The sequence below is a fragment of the Isoptericola sp. AK164 genome (assembly GCF_029643425.1).
Classification (GTDB): Bacteria; Actinomycetota; Actinomycetes; order Actinomycetales; family Cellulomonadaceae; genus Isoptericola; species Isoptericola haloaureus.
On the sequence record NZ_CP119106.1, the window covers coordinates 2,052,230 to 2,068,702 of the forward strand.

20 protein-coding genes and 1 pseudogene are annotated in these 16,473 nt (G+C 73.0%); 10 read left to right on the plus strand and 11 right to left on the minus strand.

What is annotated here, in order from left to right:
- Positions 1 to 78: 78 nt before the first annotated feature.
- On the plus strand, positions 79 to 1,236 hold the full coding sequence (locus PO879_RS09530) for an aminotransferase class V-fold PLP-dependent enzyme (RefSeq protein WP_278234669.1): 1,158 nt from the start codon (positions 79 to 81) through the stop codon (positions 1,234 to 1,236).
- Positions 1,233 to 1,490, plus strand: a complete 258-nt coding sequence (locus tag PO879_RS09535; RefSeq protein WP_278234670.1) for a sulfurtransferase TusA family protein — start codon at positions 1,233 to 1,235, stop codon at positions 1,488 to 1,490. The genes PO879_RS09530 and PO879_RS09535 overlap by 4 nt, the downstream gene beginning before the upstream one ends.
- Positions 1,491 to 1,519: 29 nt before the next feature.
- Here PO879_RS09535 and PO879_RS09540 read toward each other — a convergent pair whose 3' ends face one another.
- Positions 1,520 to 1,870, minus strand: a complete 351-nt coding sequence (locus PO879_RS09540; protein WP_278234671.1) for an iron-sulfur cluster assembly accessory protein — start codon at positions 1,868 to 1,870, stop codon at positions 1,520 to 1,522.
- 79 nt (positions 1,871 to 1,949) lie between these two features.
- Positions 1,950 to 2,480: a hypothetical protein gene (locus PO879_RS09545; protein ID WP_278234672.1), complete on the minus strand. Its 531-nt coding sequence runs from the start codon at positions 2,478 to 2,480 to the stop codon at positions 1,950 to 1,952.
- Between the two features lie 44 nt (positions 2,481 to 2,524).
- Here PO879_RS09545 and nadA point away from each other — a divergent pair, with 44 nt between their 5' ends.
- The 3 genes from nadA to PO879_RS09560 are packed head-to-tail and all read left to right on the plus strand — an operon-like array spanning position 2,525 to position 4,920.
- A complete protein-coding gene (nadA, locus tag PO879_RS09550) occupies positions 2,525 to 3,727 on the plus strand; it encodes a quinolinate synthase NadA (RefSeq protein WP_278234673.1) in 1,203 nt (400 codons plus the stop codon).
- 25 nt (positions 3,728 to 3,752) lie between these two features.
- Positions 3,753 to 4,343 (plus strand): DJ-1/PfpI family protein, encoded by a 591-nt coding sequence (locus tag PO879_RS09555; protein WP_278234674.1) that lies wholly within the window; start codon positions 3,753 to 3,755, stop codon positions 4,341 to 4,343.
- A gap of 31 nt (positions 4,344 to 4,374) precedes the next feature.
- Positions 4,375 to 4,920, plus strand: a complete 546-nt coding sequence (locus PO879_RS09560) for an acyl-CoA thioesterase (protein WP_278234675.1) — start codon at positions 4,375 to 4,377, stop codon at positions 4,918 to 4,920.
- A 39-nt stretch (positions 4,921 to 4,959) separates the two neighbouring features.
- Here the strand turns inward: PO879_RS09560 and PO879_RS09565 are convergent, their stop codons facing one another.
- Entirely contained in the window at positions 4,960 to 6,339 is a 1,380-nt protein-coding gene (locus PO879_RS09565) for a dipeptidase (RefSeq protein WP_278234676.1), read from the minus strand.
- A 57-nt stretch (positions 6,340 to 6,396) separates the two neighbouring features.
- On the opposite strand from PO879_RS09565, the gene PO879_RS09570 reads away from it, so the two are divergent.
- On the plus strand, positions 6,397 to 7,077 hold the full coding sequence (locus tag PO879_RS09570) for a DUF3043 domain-containing protein (RefSeq protein WP_278234677.1): 681 nt from the start codon (positions 6,397 to 6,399) through the stop codon (positions 7,075 to 7,077).
- Between the two features lie 18 nt (positions 7,078 to 7,095).
- Positions 7,096 to 7,341 (plus strand): annotated as a pseudogene (locus tag PO879_RS09575) (aldo/keto reductase); the annotation flags it as partial.
- Between the two features lie 99 nt (positions 7,342 to 7,440).
- Here the strand turns inward: PO879_RS09575 and PO879_RS09580 are convergent.
- Entirely contained in the window at positions 7,441 to 8,022 is a 582-nt protein-coding gene (locus PO879_RS09580) for a Swt1 family HEPN domain-containing protein (protein ID WP_278234678.1), read from the minus strand.
- A complete protein-coding gene (locus tag PO879_RS09585) occupies positions 8,019 to 8,624 on the minus strand; it encodes a DUF5343 domain-containing protein (protein WP_278234679.1) in 606 nt (201 codons plus the stop codon). Before PO879_RS09585 ends, PO879_RS09580 begins: the two co-directional genes overlap by 4 nt.
- Before the next feature lie 129 nt (positions 8,625 to 8,753).
- Here PO879_RS09585 and PO879_RS09590 point away from each other — a divergent pair, with 129 nt between their 5' ends.
- Positions 8,754 to 9,767, plus strand: a complete 1,014-nt coding sequence (locus PO879_RS09590) for an aldo/keto reductase family protein (protein WP_278234680.1) — start codon at positions 8,754 to 8,756, stop codon at positions 9,765 to 9,767.
- A gap of 67 nt (positions 9,768 to 9,834) precedes the next feature.
- On the opposite strand, the gene PO879_RS09595 is transcribed toward PO879_RS09590, so the two are convergent.
- Positions 9,835 to 10,656 (minus strand): hypothetical protein, encoded by an 822-nt coding sequence (locus PO879_RS09595; protein ID WP_347568595.1) that lies wholly within the window; start codon positions 10,654 to 10,656, stop codon positions 9,835 to 9,837.
- Positions 10,657 to 10,717: 61 nt separating this feature from the next.
- Between PO879_RS09595 and PO879_RS09600 the strand changes: the two genes are divergently transcribed.
- Complete coding sequence (locus PO879_RS09600; protein ID WP_278234681.1) at positions 10,718 to 12,184, plus strand: PLP-dependent aminotransferase family protein; 1,467 nt, start codon at positions 10,718 to 10,720, stop codon at positions 12,182 to 12,184.
- A gap of 46 nt (positions 12,185 to 12,230) precedes the next feature.
- On the opposite strand, the gene PO879_RS09605 is transcribed toward PO879_RS09600, so the two are convergent.
- From PO879_RS09605 to PO879_RS09620, 4 genes are read right to left on the minus strand one after another with little or no spacing between them, the layout of a single operon-like run.
- Positions 12,231 to 12,440, minus strand: a complete 210-nt coding sequence (locus PO879_RS09605) for a hypothetical protein (protein ID WP_278234682.1) — start codon at positions 12,438 to 12,440, stop codon at positions 12,231 to 12,233.
- Complete coding sequence (locus PO879_RS09610; protein WP_278234683.1) at positions 12,437 to 13,516, minus strand: quinone-dependent dihydroorotate dehydrogenase; 1,080 nt, start codon at positions 13,514 to 13,516, stop codon at positions 12,437 to 12,439. Before PO879_RS09610 ends, PO879_RS09605 begins: the two co-directional genes overlap by 4 nt.
- Positions 13,516 to 13,965: a hypothetical protein gene (locus tag PO879_RS09615; protein ID WP_278234684.1), complete on the minus strand. Its 450-nt coding sequence runs from the start codon at positions 13,963 to 13,965 to the stop codon at positions 13,516 to 13,518. Before PO879_RS09615 ends, PO879_RS09610 begins: the two co-directional genes overlap by 1 nt.
- Positions 13,962 to 14,321, minus strand: coding sequence for a hypothetical protein (locus PO879_RS09620; RefSeq protein WP_278234685.1), 360 nt, complete (start codon positions 14,319 to 14,321; stop codon positions 13,962 to 13,964). Before PO879_RS09620 ends, PO879_RS09615 begins: the two co-directional genes overlap by 4 nt.
- Before the next feature lie 62 nt (positions 14,322 to 14,383).
- Here PO879_RS09620 and PO879_RS09625 point away from each other — a divergent pair, with 62 nt between their 5' ends.
- On the plus strand, positions 14,384 to 15,886 hold the full coding sequence (locus tag PO879_RS09625; protein WP_278234686.1) for a leucyl aminopeptidase: 1,503 nt from the start codon (positions 14,384 to 14,386) through the stop codon (positions 15,884 to 15,886).
- A gap of 155 nt (positions 15,887 to 16,041) precedes the next feature.
- Here the strand turns inward: PO879_RS09625 and PO879_RS09630 are convergent, their stop codons facing one another.
- Positions 16,042 to 16,395 carry an oxidoreductase gene (locus PO879_RS09630; protein WP_278234687.1) on the minus strand — a complete coding sequence of 118 codons (354 nt, stop codon included), beginning with the start codon at positions 16,393 to 16,395 and terminating at the stop codon, positions 16,042 to 16,044.
- Positions 16,396 to 16,473 lie beyond the last annotated feature (78 nt).

The window sequence follows — 16,473 nt, forward strand, 5'->3', positions numbered from 1 at the left end:
TCGCACCGGGGTTTCGCGACACCGAGGACGTCGGCGGCATGATGGTGACGACGCTGCGACGCCCATCGAGAGGCCCCTGTGACACATCCCACCTCGCCGACGCCGACCCGGACCCCTCTGGACAACGGCGGCTCGGCGCCCCTGCACCCCCTGGCCCGGCAGGCGCTGGTCCAGGCCCTCGACGAGGGCTGGGCGGACCCCCGGCGCCTGCACGCCGAGGGGCGGCGCGCGGCCGCACTGCTCGACGGCGCGCGCGAGGCCGTGGCCGGCGTGCTGGGCGTGCGCACCGAGGAGGTCCGGTTCACGCCGTCGCACACGGCCTCGCTGCACTCCGCGGTGGCGCAGGTGGTCCGGGCCCGACGGCGGCACGGACGCGGCGTCGTCGTCGGTGCGGCCGAGCGCGCGGCGATCCTGCACGCGGCCGACCACGCCGCGGGCCCCGGCGGACGCACCACGACCGGCGTCGACCGGCAGGGGCGCGTGGACGCCGACGAGCTCTCCCGGACCGCCCGCGCCGACGGCGTCGCCCTGGCGGCGCTGCAGCACGCCAACGGCGAGGTCGGCACGCTCCAGCCCGTCGCGGCGGTGCACGCCGCGCTGGGGGGCTCGGGCGTGCCCCTGCTCGTGGACGCGGGCGCGTCGGTCGGGCACACGGAGCTGCCGACGGCGTGGGACCTGCTGGCGGCGGACCCGGCGGACTGGGGCGGGCCGCGGGGCGTGGGTGTCCTGGCGGTGCGGCACCGCACCCGGACGGTCCCCGACGGGCCCGAGGACCCGGATCCCTGGGCCCCCGGCGGCGTCAGCGTGCCCGCGGCGTTCGCCGCCGCCGTCTCCCTGCAGGCGGTCGCCCAGGACGTCGCCGCCGAGGACGCACGCCGCCGCGCCCTGGTCGACCGGATCCGGGCCGCCGTCGCACAGATCCCGGACGTCGAGGTGGTGGGCGACCCGGTCGACCGGCTCCCCCACGTCGTGACGTTCTCTTTCCTCTACGTCGACGGCGAGGCGATGGTGACCGAGCTGGACCGCGCGGGGTACGCCGTCGGCTCCGGGTCCGCCTGCACGGCCGGCACCCTGGAGCCCTCGCACGTCCTGGCGGCGATGGGCGTCCTCACGCACGGCAACGTGCGTGTCGCCCTGGACCGGTCGACCACGGCCGAGGACGTCGACCGGTTCCTCGCCGTGCTGCCGGGCGCGGTCGCGCACGTGCGCGACGCGCTGGGGGTGTCCGGGCTGTGAGCACCGTGCCGGAGGTCGTCGACGCGCGCGGGCTGCGCTGCCCGCTGCCCGTGGTGCGGCTGGCCGCCCGCGCGAAGGAGCTGGCCGCCGGCAGCGAGGTCACGGTGCTCGCCACCGACCCGGCCGCGCGGTACGACGTGCCGGCCTGGGCCCGGCTGCGGGGCCACGTGATGGTGGCCGAGGAGCACCACCCCGTGAACGACGAAGCGGACGGCGGGCCCTGGTGGGCCCTGACCGTCCGCCTCGAGGACTAGCGGCCGGCTCGACGAGCCGGCGGGGTCGATCAGCCGAAGGAGCCGCCGCAGGCGCAGGACTCGCCGGCGTTGGGGTTGTCGATCGTGAAGCCCTGCTTTTCGATCGTGTCGGCGAAGTCGATCTTCGCGCCGTCGAGGTAGGGCACGCTCATGCGGTCCACGACGACCTCGACGCCGTCGTAGTCGCGCAGCGCGTCCCCGTCGAGCAGGCGCTCGTCGAAGTACAGCTGGTAGATGAGGCCGGAGCAGCCGCCGGGCTGGACGGCGACGCGCAGGCGCAGGTCGTCGCGCCCCTCCTGCTCGAGGAGGCTGCGGACCTTGTTCGCGGCGACCTCGGAGAGCTCGACGCCGTGCGTGGCGATCTCGGTGGTGTCGGTCATGCTTCCTCCAACAGGTGGGCCGGTACGGCTGTTCCCGATCCTACGCCCGAATTCTCCGGCGTCGATGACGTGGCTCACATCACTCGTCGTCGGCGGCCCACGCGGGCGCCCAGGTCCGCGCGACGCGGGCGACGGCGTCCTCGGCGGGCACGGGACCGACCTCGTGCGCCCCGGCGACCCCTGCTCCGGCGAGCTCGCGGCGCGTGGCCTCGCTGCGTCCGGCCAGCACGACGACGGGCACGGCGTGGGGGGCGGCGGCCTGCGCAGCGGAGTGCACCGGTCCGGCGTGCAGCGCGGCGCCGTCCAGGACGGGGGTGTGCACGACGACGAGGTCGGCCTCCGCGACGCGCTCGTGCAGCAGCCGCACCTCCGGCCGCGGGGCGGGCGGCACGACGCTGGACAGCCCGAGCTCGGTCGTGGGGACGAACACCCCGGGCGACGGCGACCCGTCGGGCGGGCCGGTCGACGCCGCGGGGCCGGGCGGCAGCACCATGGGTTCGACGACGCAGCGGGGAGCGGCGGCGGTCCAGGCGGCGGCCAGCGCCGTCGCGGCGGTGCGGTCGGGGTCGTCCGGTCCACCGTCGGCGGTGGCCAGCAGCAGTACGTGCACGAGACCGATCGTGGCACACGACGCGGGCGTGGGAGGATGAGGGCGTGACTGTGCTGAACGAGACGTCGAACTTCGTCGAGCCGGCGCCCTCGGCGCTGCTGCTGCTCGGTCAGGGCCGCGACCTCGCCTCCGAGCGCGGGGTGGAGTGCACCGGCGCGCTGCCGGCGCCGTCGGACCCCGACCTGGTGGACCGCGCCCGCGCCGCCCGCGCCGCGCTGGGTGAGCGCGCCTTCGTGCTGGGCCACCACTACCAGCGTGACGAGGTGATCGACTTCGCCGACGTCACCGGTGACTCCTTCAAGCTCGCCCAGCGGGCGGCGGCCCGCCCCGAGGCCGAGTTCGTCCTCTTCTGCGGCGTGCACTTCATGGCCGAGTCGGCCGACATCCTCACCGCGGACTCCCAGCAGGTCGTGCTGCCGGACATGGCGGCCGGCTGCTCGATGGCGGACATGGCCGAGATCTCCCAGGTCGAGGAGGCCTGGGAGGTGCTGGCCGACGCCGGGGTCGCGGGTGACACCGTGCCGGTGACCTACATGAACTCCTCGGCGGCGATCAAGGCGTTCACCGGCCGCCACGGCGGGACCGTGTGCACGTCGTCGAACGCCCAGGTGGCCCTGCGCTGGGCCTTCGACCAGGTCGGCGGCGTCGACGGCACCGGCAAGGTGCTGTTCATGCCGGACCAGCACCTGGGCCGCAACACCGCGGTGAACCAGCTCGGCCTGTCCCTCGACGACTGCGTCGTGTTCGACCCGCGCAAGCCGAACGGCGGCCTGACCGACGCCGAGCTGCGCGACGCCCGGATGATCCTGTGGCGCGGGCACTGCTCGGTGCACGGACGGTTCTCCGTCCAGAACGTCGAGGCGATCCGCGCCACGGCGCCGGACGTCAACGTCATGGTCCACCCGGAGTGCCGCCACGAGGTCGTCGCCGCGGCCGACCGGGTCGGCTCGACGGAGTACATCATCAAGGCCCTCGACGCCGCCGAGCCCGGCTCGACCTGGGCGATCGGCACCGAGCTGAACCTGGTGCGCCGGCTGGCCAAGGCCCACCCCGACAAGCAGGTGCACTACCTGGACTCGACGGTGTGCTTCTGCTCCACGATGAACCGGATCGACCTGCCGCACCTGGTGTGGGCGATGGAGTCGCTCGCCGAGGGACGCGTGGTCAACCGGATCGTCGTCGACGCCGACGACGCCCACTGGGCCCGCGTGGCCCTCGACCAGATGTTGGCGCTGCCGGGGATCTGACCGGGGCGCTGGGAGGCGACAACGTGTGAGTACCGACGGCGGGCTGCACATCGGGATCTTCCTGTTCGACGACGCCGAGGAGCTCGACGTCGTGGGTCCCTTCGAGGTCCTGGCGGCGTGGGAGGAGCACTCCGCGCTCAAGCCGCACGTGAGCACCTTCTCGCGCGACGGCGACGGCGTGCGCCTCGCCAAGGGGATGCGGCTGGTGCCGGCTCGGTCGGCGGACGACGTCGGCCCCCTGCACGTGCTGGTGCACCCCGGCGGGTGGGGCACCCGGGCCCTCGTCGGCGACCACGGCCACCTCGAGTGGCTGCGCCAGGCCCACGCCCAGACCGCGGTCGTGGCGAGCGTGTGCACCGGGGCGCTCGTGCTCGCCGCCGCGGGGCTGCTGGCGGGACGTCCGTCGACGACCCACCGTCACCACTACGACGAGCTGGCGCAGATCGATCCCTCGACGGTCATCGACACCGAGGCGCGGTTCGTCGACGACGGCGACGTCGTCACCTCCGCCGGCGTGACGGCGGGGATCGACATGGCGCTGCACCTGGTCGAGCGCCTGGAGTCGGCCGAGGTCGCCGACGCGGTGCGCGACGCCCTGCAGTACGGGGATACCTGATACCGCTCGTCGCTGGTATAGCGTCGCCCGCATGACCCGGATGCTCCAGCTCGCCCAGGCCTCCCTCCTGCCCCGTCGGGCCCGCCCCGGCATGGCACCCCTGGACACCTCGACCACGGTGCTGCGCGTTCACCCGGGCGACCTGGACCTGTACCTCCACGTCAACAACGGCTCGTACCTGCAGATGATGGACGTGGCCCGGTCCAACCTCCTCGCCGATCTCGGCGGCCTCGCCCGGCTCAAGGCGCACGGCTGGTACCCCGTCGTGGCGGCCTCCACGATGACGTACAAGCGGTCGCTGCAGCTCTTCGACCGGGTGACGATCGCGACGCGGGTCGTCGGCTGGGACCAGCGGGTCGTCTACCTCGAGCAGGTCTTCACGCGGCGCGACGGCGAGCTCTGCGCGCGCGGCTGGGTCGCGGGACGGTTCCTCGGCCGCGACGGGATCCGCGTGTCACCGCGGGAGGTCGTCGCCCTGCTCGCCGACGCCGAGCTCGACAGCCCCGAGCTGCCGGCCGACCTGGCGGCCTGGGCCCGCTCGGTCGACGTCGCGCACCGCGACGTCGACCGAGCCTGAGCCTGAGCCTGAGCCTGAGCCTGAGCCTGAGCCTGAGCCTCAGCGTCCGCCGAGTCCCCGCAGGAGCAGCGCCTCGGCCACCAGGACCTTGCGCAGCTCACCGAGGTGCACCGACTCGTTCGCGCCGTGGGCGCGCGAGTCCGGGTCCTCCACGCCGGTGACGAGCACGGCCGCCTCCGGGAAGGCCTCGAGCAGGTCGGCGATGAACGGGATCGAGCCGCCGACGCCGATGTCGACCGGGTCGGTACCCCACGCCGCGGCGAACGCCGAGCGCGCGGCCCGCATGGCCGCGGAGTCGTCCGGCGCCCCGAAGGCCTTGCCCTGCTCCCCCGGCGTCCACGTCACGCGGGCCCCGAACGGGGCGTGCGCCGTCAGGTGCGCGCGCAGTGCGTCCTCGGCGGCCTGGGGGTCCAGGCCCGGCGGGATCCGCACCGACAGCTTGGCCGCCGCCCGCGGCGCCAGCGTGTTGGACGCGTGGGCGACGTCGGTGGCGTCCACGCCGATCACCGAGATCGCGGGCTTGGTCCACAGCCGGCCCGCGATCGTGCCCTCGCCGGCCAGCCGCACGCCGTCGAGCACCGAGGAGTCGGCGCGGAAGTCGGCCTCCGCGTAGTCCACCTCCGGCTCGCCGGCGCTGGTCAGGCCGTCGACGGCCACGGTGCCCGCGTCGTCGTGGAGCGTGGTGAGCAGTCGCGCCAGCAGCAGGTTGGCGTCCAGCACGGGCCCGCCGAACATGCCGGAGTGCACGGCGTGGTCGAGCACCTCGACGCCGACCACGCCGTCGACGAGGCCGCGCAGCGACGTCGTGAGCGCCGGGACCCCGACCTTCCAGTTGGTGGAGTCGGCCACCACGATGACGTCGGCGGAGAGCAGCGCGTGGTGGTCGGCGAGGAAGCGCGAGAAGCTGGGCGAGCCGGCCTCCTCCTCGCCCTCGACGAACACGGTCACGCCGACACCGGGCTCCTCGCCCAGCGCGGCCAGGGCCCGCAGCGCACCGACGTGCGCCATGACCCCGGCCTTGTCGTCGGCCGCGCCGCGTCCGAAGAGCCGCTCGCCGCGCTGGACGGGTTCGAAGGGCTCGGTGTCCCAGGTGGCGGCGTCCCCGGGCGGCTGGACGTCGTGGTGGGCGTAGAGCAGCACGGTCGGCGCCCCGGCCGGAGCGGGTCGCCGGGCGACGACGGCGGGCGCGCCGGGGGTACCGTCGGGCCGCTCGGAGCGCAGGATCCGGACCTCGGGCAGCCCGACGTCGCGCAGCAGCGCGGCCACGGCCTCGGCGCTGGCCACGACGTGCGACGCGTCGAAGGCGCTCGCCGAGACGCTCGGGATGCGGACCAGGGACTCGAGGTCGGCCTGGACGGCGGGGAACAGCTGGTCGACGTGCGCGCGCAGGGCGGCGACGTCCGCATCGGTGTGTGTCACGGCGCCCACGGTACCGGGGTGTCCCGAGGCACCCCGTGACTCCACTACCCTGGAGGGGTGTTCTCCCGCAAGCGTGATCTCGCCGATTCTCCCGCGACGTCCCCCGCAGCGGGGCAGTCCGCCTCGTCCGCCGACGTCGCGGCGACGTCCTCCGCCGCCGACTCCACCGACACGCCCTCGTCCGGGGCGCCGTCGAAGGGCCGCCCGACGCCGAAGCGCAGCGAGTCCCAGGCGAAGAACAAGCGCCCGCTGGTCCCGAACGACCGCAAGGCCGCCCGCAAGGCGTCCAAGGAGAAGGTGCGCGCGGAGCGCAACCGCGAGTACCAGGCGATGCAGACCGGTGACGAGCGGTTCATGCCGGCGCGCGACAAGGGCCCCGTCCGCCGCTACGTGCGCGACTACGTCGACGCCCGCTGGAACGTCGGCGAGTTCTTCCTGCCGGTGGCGTTCGTCTTCATCTTCATGAACCTGATCTTCCTGCAGAACCCGACGATGGCGACGCTGGTGCTGCTCGCGCTGTACGCGGTGGTGTTCATCACGCTGATCGACGTCGTCGTCATGTGGCAGCGTCTCAAGCGCCGGCTGCGCGACAAGTTCGGCACGCTCGGCACGGACGGGAAGAAGGAGTACTTCGTCCCGCGCGGCACGATGATGTACGCGGCGATGCGTGCACTGCAGATCCGTCGGTCCCGGCTGCCGAAGCCGATGCACAAGAAGCACGGTCACTGGCCCGAGTGATCCGCGTAGGGTGACCGGATGGTCAACTACCGGTACCTCGGCAACAGTGGTCTCAAGATCTCCGAGATCACCTACGGCAACTGGCTCACCCACGGCTCCCAGGTCGAGAACGACGTCGCCACGCAGTGCGTGCGCGCCGCCCTCGACGCGGGCATCACGTCCTTCGACACCGCGGACGTCTACGCGAACACCAAGGCGGAGCAGGTCCTCGGCGACGCGCTGAAGGGCGAGCGCCGCGAGTCGCTGGAGATCTTCACCAAGGTGTGAGGCTTTGGCCAACCGCCCTCGTTGACGGTGGGCCAGGAAACTTTCACTGCCCCACGGTTGGCCAGTACACATCCGGCGATCGATAACGGGCGCGCACTAACCAAGCTGCCGCACCCAGTCCTCCAGGTACATGCGTAGCCTCTGGACTTCGCGGTCCTCCAATGTATTGCTGTGCGCGATGATATTGCGAGAGTTTTCAAGCTCGCGCATTCTTTGCATCACCCAGTTTTGATCTGGAAACAGGTCTTGAAACGACTGCCAGTTGCCTTGGATGATTAGGGATAGATCGCCAAAGTCGGTGTAGTAAATCTCGCGGGCGCCACGTTGCGCATGCCATCTATTCTTATCTTCCTTCACTCGCCGGCCAGCAACTCGGTCTCGAATCGCCTTTCCAACGCTCTCCTCCCACCAATCCGACCCCAGAGTGTCGTCCAGTCTCTGCACCACAAGCTCGCGCACAGCGTTCTCAAGACAGAAGAACGCTAGGTAGGCTGCCATCGAGTCGACCGCCGATCGCCGAATTGCGCGCGAGAAGCCCTCTATCGGAAGCACGCGTTGAACCGCCCCGACTTCGACGTCAGATCGGACACGCAGCCCTTCCTGCTCCAGCTCGTCGAGTCGAGACTCCGCCGAGAGCCCCTTGAAGAGCCAGTTCCTTACTTCATCCAGATCAGTCACATGAGCTCCTCGCGCAAAGCCTGAAATATTGCACGATAGACACTTACGTCGCTAGTCGGCGGAAGGTGGACGTGAATATCCTGGTGAAGCCCGATCCCAACCGCCTGCCCCGCGACCGAACCTCCCTGGGGAATTTCTGGCGCCACCTCGTCCGCACTGTCGCCGCCACCGGGCGCGGGATCTGACCAGTCCGCTAGATTCGCCAGGGCGACGAACGTTGTGGCCATCTTTTGCGCTACGGAATCCCCGGTTCCCGTGACACTCTTGCAGATATCAGCAATCTCGCCAGAGTTGAGTCTGTAGACGCTCTCGTTTGCCAGAAACAGATCTTTCCAGCCTTCGCGCAATCCTTGCGCAAGCGCGCGGCCACCACGGCTCGTGGACTTGTAGTCGTTGTAGCGCTGTGTTGGAGTCCCATCTTGCGACAGGAATCCGAGGCGCTTCAGAATCTTGTGCATTCCTCGGTCTTGGGAGCTATTGAAGCCCAAGGTCTTCGAGAGGAACTCCAGGTTGAACTTGGGAGGAGTCCCAGCAGTCCGCATCTTTTCGAAGATGCCCGGAATATTCGTTGCGGACGGAAGATAAGGAAAGTCGTCGGCCATACTGCTCCCTTCGTCGCGTGACATGCTGCCTGCATCGCACCGATCCGCAACCCGCACCGTGGTGTTTCACCCCGTTAAAACACACGTTCGACAGCGATCCGAGGCACCAGACGGCCGTAGGGTGACGGCATGGTCAACTACCGCTACCTCGGCAACAGTGGTCTCAAGATCTCCGAGATCACCTACGGCAACTGGCTCACCCACGGCTCCCAGGTCGAGAACGACGTCGCCACGCAGTGCGTGCGCGCCGCGCTCGACGCCGGCATCACCACCTTCGACACGGCGGACGTCTACGCCAACACCAAGGCTGAGCAGGTCCTCGGCGACGCCCTCAAGGGCGAGCGTCGAGCTTCGTTGGAGATCCTTACCAAGGTCTACTGGCCCACGGGCCCGGGCGGCCCCAACGACACCGGCCTGTCGCGCAAGCACGTCATGGAGTCGATCAACGGCTCGCTGCGTCGCCTCGGCACCGACTACGTCGACCTGTACCAGGCGCACCGGTACGACACCGAGACGCCGCTCGAGGAGACGATGCAGGCGTTCGCCGACATCGTGCGCCAGGGCAAGGCGCTCTACATCGGCGTCTCGGAGTGGTCGGCCGACCAGATCCGCGCGGGCGCCGCGCTGGCGAAGGACCTCGGCTTCCAGCTCATCAGCTCCCAGCCCCAGTACTCGATGCTGTGGCGGGTCATCGAGGACGAGGTCGTGCCGGCCTCGCGCGAGAACGGTCTGTCCCAGATCGTCTGGTCCCCCGTCGCCCAGGGCGTGCTGACCGGCAAGTACGTGCCCGGCCAGCCGCTGCCGTCCGGGTCCCGCGCCACGGACGACAAGGGCGGGGCCAAGATGATCCAGCGGTTCATGAACGACGACGTCCTGGGCCGCGTGCAGCAGCTCAAGCCGGTCGCGGACGAGCTCGGCCTGACGATGGCCCAGCTCGCCGTGGCGTGGGTGCTGCAGAACGACAACGTCGCGGCCGCCATCGTCGGTGCGTCGCGTCCGGAGCAGGTGGCCGAGAACGTCAAGGCCTCCGGCGTCGAGATCCCCGCGGCGCTCATGTCGCAGATCGACGAGGCCCTCGGCGACGTCGTCGAGCGCGACCCCGCCAAGACTCTTGAGGGGGCACCGCAGACGCGCGTCGTCTGACGGTCCCTCCCCCGGACCTCGGGCCGTGCGCGGCGGGTGCCGCGCACGGCCCGAGGTCCGTCCGGGGTCAGAGCGTGCGGTCCTGGTCGCCGAACGTCTCCAGGGCCCGCGCGATCTGCCGGGCACGGCGGCGCCGCTCGGCGTGCCGGCGCTCGGTCTCGCCGTCCCCGGCGCCGTCCGGGGCCCGGCGGGCCGCGGGCCCCGCCGGCACCCGCCGGGCCGGCGTCCGCCGCGCGGGAGCCGCCAGCCCGTCGGGCACGAGCCACCGCCACCGGGCGGCCGCCTGCACGACGGGCCCCACCCCGAGCGCGTAGGCGACGGTCATCCAGCCGAAGGTGCCGCCGAGCACCCAGCCCACGGCCACGACGCTGATCTCGATGCCGGTCTTGACCCCGCGCACGGACCAGCCCGTCCGTGCGACGAGGCCGGTCATGAGCCCGTCCCGGGGCCCCGGCCCGAGCCGCACGCCGACGTAGGCGGCGGTGGCGAGGCCGTTGAGCACGATGCCGCCGAGGCCCAGCAGCACCTCCGCGGCGACGCCGGGGGCGGGCACGAGCCGCTCGACCAGCGCCAGGCAGGGGCCGATCAGCACCGAGATCACCACGACGTTCGCGACCGTCCCGACCCCGGGCCGCTGCCGCAGCGGGACCCACAGCGCCAGCACGGCGAGGGACGTCAGCGCGACGGCGACGCCGAAGGACCACCCGGTGGTGCGCACGAGGCCCTGGTGCAGCACGTCCCAGGGCATCCCGCCCTGGCCGGCCTGCAGCATCATGGCCATCGAGACGGTGTAGGCCGTCAGACCCAGCAGGAGCTGGGCCGCGCGGCGCACCGGGCGCATGCAGGTCCGGACGTCGAGGCGGGTCGGGTGGTGCACGTCTGCGGTCATACCCGCCACCCTGACGATGATTGGCCTGGACTTCCATAGCCAATCGAGGGAGAGTGGACCGGTGACCACCACCACATCCGGTCCGCCCGCCGCTGTCCGGTCCGTCTCCCCGCAGGCCACGGTGCGGCTGCTCGGCGCGTGGCACACGACCGGGCCGGCCTACGCGGCGCTGGCCGACGCGCTGCGCTCCGCCGTCCTCGCCGGCTCCCTGCCCGTGCTGACCCGGCTGCCGAGCGAACGCGAGCTCGCCCGGGCGCTGGGCGTCTCGCGGGCCACGACGTCGGCCGCCTACGCCCGGCTGCGGGACCTCGGCTTCGCCACCAGCCGCGTGGGCTCCGGGACGGTCGCCGCGCTGCCGCGGGACGCCTCCCGGCACGAGGTCGCCGCCCCGCCCCCGGCCGGCGACGCTCCCGCGAGCGACACGCCGTCGGCGGACCCGACCACCCCCGCCACGGACGACACCATCGACATGTCCCAGGCGACCCCGTCCGCGTCCCGGGCCCTGCACGGCGCCTACACCCGCGCGCTCGAAGCGCTGCCCGCCTACCTGGACGGCGGCGGGTACGCCCACCTCGGCGTCGAGCCGCTGCGCGCCGCCGTGGCCGCGCGGTACACCGCCCGCGGGGTGCCGACCGACCCCGACCAGATCCTCGTGACCACGGGCGCGCAGCAGGCGATCGCGCTGCTGGCGACCACGCTGGTGGCGCGCACGGAGCACGTCGTGGTCGAGTCCCCCACCTACGTGCACGCCCTGGAGGCGATGCGACGCACCGGCGCCCGCGTCGTCGGCGTGCCCGTCGGCGACGTCGAGGCGATCGAGTCGGTGGTCCGGCGCACCGGCGCGCGGTTCGTCTACCTCGTGCCGGACTTCCACAACCCGACCGGACGCTCCCTGTCCGCCGACGAGCGCCGTGCCCTGGCCGACCTCGTCGCCCGCCACGACGTGACCGTCGTCGGCGACGAGACGCTGACCGACGTCGACCTCGTCGGTGCCGGGGTGCCCGCACCCGTGGTCGGCGACGGGACCGACCCGCGGCTCGTCGCGGTCGGCTCCGCGTCCAAGTCGTTCTGGGGCGGGCTGCGCGTCGGCTGGGTGCGCGCCGACCCGCAGCTCGTCCGTCGGCTCGCGCACACCCGCCAGGTCCTGGACGTCGCCACCCCGGTGCTCGAACAGCTCGCGGTGACGGACCTGCTCGAGCACCGTGCCGCGATCCTCCCCGACCGCCTCGCGGCCCTGCGGGCCCAGCGGGACGACCTGGTCGACCTGCTGCACGAGCGGCTCCCGGCCTGGGACGTGCCCCGGCCGGACGGCGGGCTGTGCCTGTGGGTCGGCGTGGGCCGGCCGGTCGGGCGGGCGCTGGCCGCCGCGGCCGTCACGGAGGGCCTGCGCGTCTCCCCGGGTCCGCTGTTCACCCCGGACGGCTCGGGGCAGGACCGGGTGCGCCTGACCTACACCCGGCCGGCCGGGCAGTACGAGCCGGTCGTCGACCGGCTCCGGCGAGCGTGGGAGCGGGTCGGCGGGCGCTGAGCCCGACGACGGGACGGGCCCGCCGGGACGCGGTGCCCGCGCGGTGTCACGGTTTGCGCAGCTCCACCGTGGGGGTGGCCTGGGTGCCGTCGTGCAGCAGGCGCGCCTGGGCGGCACCGGCGGAGGCCAGGGCGCGCCAGTGCTCGCCGAGCCACTCCTCGGCGTCGAACTGCGTGGTGAAGGCGGGGCTCAGGGCCGCCGCCAGCGGCGTGCCGGCGTCGTCGTCGAGGGCCCACTCCCAGCGCGGCCGGATCATGCGACCCTCCCGGCGCTCGACGAGCCCTGCGACCTGGTCAGGGCGCGGTTGATCGCGGACGGCCAGAACGGGCCGCGGTAGACGAAGGACGTGTAGCCCTGGACCAGGTCGGCCCCGGCCCGCAGGTACGCACGCACGTCGTCGGCGCCGGTGACCCCGCCCACGCCGATCACCACCGGGTCGGGTCCGAGGCGGTCGCGCAGGCGCCGCACCACCTCCAGGCCCCGGGGCAGCAGCAGCGGCCCGGACAGCCCGCCGGGTCCGCGGTCGTGGCCGATCGTGGTGTTGACGGCCACGACGCCGTCGAGCCCCAGCTCGGTCACGAGGTCCGCGGCCGCGTCGACGTCCTCGTCGGCCAGGTCCGGGGCGATCTTCACCAGCAGCGGCGTGCGCCGCACCCCCGCGGCCCGCGTGGCCTCGTCGGCCGCGGTCCGGGCCGCGACGAGGATCGGCCGCAGCTCGGCGGTGGTCTGCAGGTCCCGCAGGCCGGGGGTGTTGGGCGAGGAGACGTTGACCACGAGGTAGTCGGCCTCCACCGCCAGCAGCCGGGCGCACCGGGCGTAGTCGTCGGCGGCGTGCTCGGCCGACGTGGTCTTGTTCTTGCCGATGTTGACGCCGACGACGGCGGCACGACCGGCGGGCGTGGACCGCAGCCGCCGCAGCCGCTCGGCCATCTCGACGGCGCCGTCGTTGTTGAAGCCCATCCGGTTGCGCACACCGTGCAGGTCGAGCTCGCGCCACATCCGGGGTGCGTCGTTGCCGGGCTGCGGGCGCGGCGTGACCGTGCCGACCTCGACGAACCCGAAGCCGAGCATGGTCAGCCCACGCACCGCGCGGGCGTTCTTGTCGAAGCCGCCGGCGAGCCCGAAGGGTGCCGGGACCGTCCGACCGAGCACCTCGACGCTGCCGGGGCCGCCCGCGCCGCGGCCGAGGTAGGGGGCGAGGGCACCCTGGACGACGTCGCGCAGCACCGGCACGCGGCCGGCGGTCTCGATGGCGCGGAAGGCGAGCTCGTGCGCGCGCTCGGGATCCATCCGCCGGAAGACGGTCTGGAACAGCAGGGTGTAGGGCGTCATCAGGCCTCCGTCGGTCGGGCCGGCGCGGACGTCGGGGCGTTGCGTCCGGGGCGAGTGTGCCAGAGCCACCACAACCCCACGAACGGCAGGACGAGCGGGACGTACCCGTACCCCTGGCCGAAGCCGGACCAGACGGTCGGCTCGGCGAAGTACGCGGGGTGCGTCAGCGAGAGGGTGCCCACCGTCAGCACGCCGACCGCCTCGACGACGACGGCGGCCCAGGCGGCCCGCCGCCAGCCGGGGCGCGCGCCGAGGGCGAGGGCGACCGTGGCCACCACGTAGACGACGGCGGCCAGCAGCGACAGCAGGTAGGCCGCGGGCGCGTCGGCGAGCTTGGTCAGCACCTGGTAGCTCGACCGGCCCAGCGCGGCGAACGCCAGGATGCCGTAGACGGTGACCAGCAGCCGGCCGAAGCCGCGGCCGGTCGCCGGGGCGTGCTCGTCGCTCACAGTCCGGCCTCCCAGATGATCCACAGGCGCCACTCGAGGAACGCGACCGTCAGCGCGGCGACGCACAGCACCACCGACGACCACTTGGTGCGCTCGGCGAAGGCCCACACGGCGGCCAGCGGCAGCAGCAGCGCCGCGGTGAGCAGGTAACCCCAGAACAGCGGTCCGTCCACGGCGTGCCCCTGGACCTGCAGGACGCCGGCGACGACGGCCTGGACGACCAGGACGGCCTCCACCGCCGCCGCGCCGAAGAGCTGGCGCAGGATCACCGCGCGGTCCCGCACCACGAACCACGCCGCCCAGCCGGCGAGCAGGGCGCACAGCAGCAGGGCGAGGAACAGGAGCGGAAGGACCACGTCGGCAGACTACCGCTCACGGTCGGACGCGGTGGTCGGGGCGACCGGTTAGCCTGGTGCGCGTGGCTGACCTCACTCTGACCGGTAAGAACCCGACCTCCCTGACCGCTGACGCCCTCGTGGTGGGCACCTGCTCGACCTCCGACGGCGTGGCCGTCGTGGCCGACCAGCTCCCCGCCGCGCTGGTCGAGCAGCTCGAGACGCTCGCACCGCGACTCGGTGTGACCGGCGCCCGGCAGGAGGTGCGCACGGTGCCGGCCGGCAAGGACGTCTCGGCCGACGTGCTGGTCCTGACCGGGCTGGGCGAGCGGGACGCGGACGGCACCTTCGACCGCGAGACGCTCCGCGGCGCCGCCGGTGCGGCCGTCCGCTCGCTGGCCGGTTCGCGGTCGGCGGTCGTGGCCCTGCCCGCGGTCGACGAGGAGGAGCTCGGCGCCGTCGTCGAGGGCGCCCTGCTCGGCGCGTACGCCTACACGGCCTACCGCGAGGAGAAGGCCGCGACGAAGCTCGCCCCGGTGGAGACCCTGCAGGTCGCCACCCCGTTCGCCCGCTCGGCCCGCGCCAAGGCGGCCGTGGCCCGCGCCGAGGTGCTCGCCGCGGCCGTGCACGGCACGCGCGACCTGGTGAACACCCCCGCCAACGACCTCTACCCCGCCTCCTTCGTCGACGCGGTGAAGTCCGCCGTCAAGGAGCTCGGCGTCAAGGGCGTCAAGGTGTCGGTCCTCGACGACAAGCAGCTCGCCGCCGGCGGGTACGGCGGCCTGACCGGCGTCGGCCAGGGCTCGGCCCGCGGCCCGCGCATGGTCAAGCTCTCCTACTCCCCGCCCAAGCCGACCGACAAGGTCGCGCTGGTGGGCAAGGGCATCACCTTCGACACCGGCGGCATCTCCATCAAGCCGGCGGCCAACATGGGTGCGATGAAGTCCGACATGGCCGGCGCCGCCACGGTGCTGCACGCCGTGCTCGCCGCGGCCCGCCTGGGTCTGCCGGTGGCCGTGACCGGCTACCTGTGCCTGGCGGAGAACATGCCCGGCAGCAACGCCACCCGTCCCGGTGACGTCCTGACCATCCGCGGCGGCAAGACGGTCGAGGTGCTCAACACCGACGCCGAGGGCCGCCTGGTCATGGCCGACGGCCTCGTCTCGGCGGTCGAGGACGGCCACGACGTCGTCCTCGACATCGCCACGCTGACCGGCGCGCAGATGGTGGCGCTCGGCAAGCGCGTCGGCGGCGTCATGGGCACCGACGACGTGCGCGACGAGGTCAAGGTCGCCGCGGACACCGTGGGCGAGCTGTTCTGGCCGATGCCGCTGCCCGAGGAGCTGGCCGACGGTCTGAAGTCGAAGACCGCCGACATCGCCAACGTCGGCGAGCGCTGGGGCGGCATGCTCTCGGCGGGGATCTTCCTGCAGTCCTTCGTCGGCGACACCCCGTGGGCCCACCTGGACATCGCCGGCCCGTCGTTCAACGACGCCGGCGCGTTCGGCTACACCCCGGTCGGCGGCACCGGCGTCGGCCTGCGCACGCTGGTCGGCTTCCTCGAGGGCCGCGGCACCACCGACTGACCGGACTGTTCCGGTACCGCCACGGACAGGGCGGCCGGGGGATCTCGCGGACGGTCGTCGGACCGGAAGCGGAGGGCGCGCAGCGCCCGTGAGCGCGCCCGTGCGCGAGATCTCCCGGCCGCCCTCTGGTGTGTTCGGTGCGTGGTGTCCGAGGCTCAGCGGCGCTTGCGCGCCTGGCGCTGGGCGGAGTTCCAGTCGCGCATCCGCTGCGGGTATCCCGTGAAGCGGACGTTGTAGACCGGCACACCGAGCGAGCGGGCGACCTCGAAACCGGTGCGCTCGTCGGGCACGCGCCGCCGTGTCCACTCCCCCGTGGTCGCCACGAGCAGCACGGTGGTCGGCGTCTGCGCGTTCGGCGGCTCGACGTAGGCCTCGACGCCGACGCGCGTGCGGGCGAACTCCTCGAGGTGGCCGACGGCGGCGGCTCGACCACCCCCGGCGGGCGCGGCGGCGGGCGACGACGGTGCGGACCGTCCGAGGAGACGGTCCAGCGCAGACCTCAACGACATGGTGGCGAGACTACCTGCCGACGCCGCACCGTGGCGGAACGCGCTCGGACCGCACAGGTGCCCGACGGGAGCGCGGCA

Coding starts and splice junctions, on each gene's coding strand:
- PO879_RS09605 (WP_278234682.1), bottom strand. CDS start 12,440: ATGATCCGGCCGCGCTGGGAGTGGGCCCTCGACGACGACGCCGGCACG.
- PO879_RS09595 (WP_347568595.1), bottom strand. CDS start 10,656: ATGACCGCAGACGTGCACCACCCGACCCGCCTCGACGTCCGGACCTGC.
- PO879_RS09630 (WP_278234687.1), bottom strand. CDS start 16,395: ATGTCGTTGAGGTCTGCGCTGGACCGTCTCCTCGGACGGTCCGCACCG.
- PO879_RS09590 (WP_278234680.1), top strand. CDS start 8,754: ATGGTCAACTACCGCTACCTCGGCAACAGTGGTCTCAAGATCTCCGAG.
- PO879_RS09610 (WP_278234683.1), bottom strand. CDS start 13,516: ATGACGCCCTACACCCTGCTGTTCCAGACCGTCTTCCGGCGGATGGAT.
- PO879_RS09540 (WP_278234671.1), bottom strand. CDS start 1,870: ATGACCGACACCACCGAGATCGCCACGCACGGCGTCGAGCTCTCCGAG.
- PO879_RS09585 (WP_278234679.1), bottom strand. CDS start 8,624: ATGGCCGACGACTTTCCTTATCTTCCGTCCGCAACGAATATTCCGGGC.
- PO879_RS09560 (WP_278234675.1), top strand. CDS start 4,375: ATGACCCGGATGCTCCAGCTCGCCCAGGCCTCCCTCCTGCCCCGTCGG.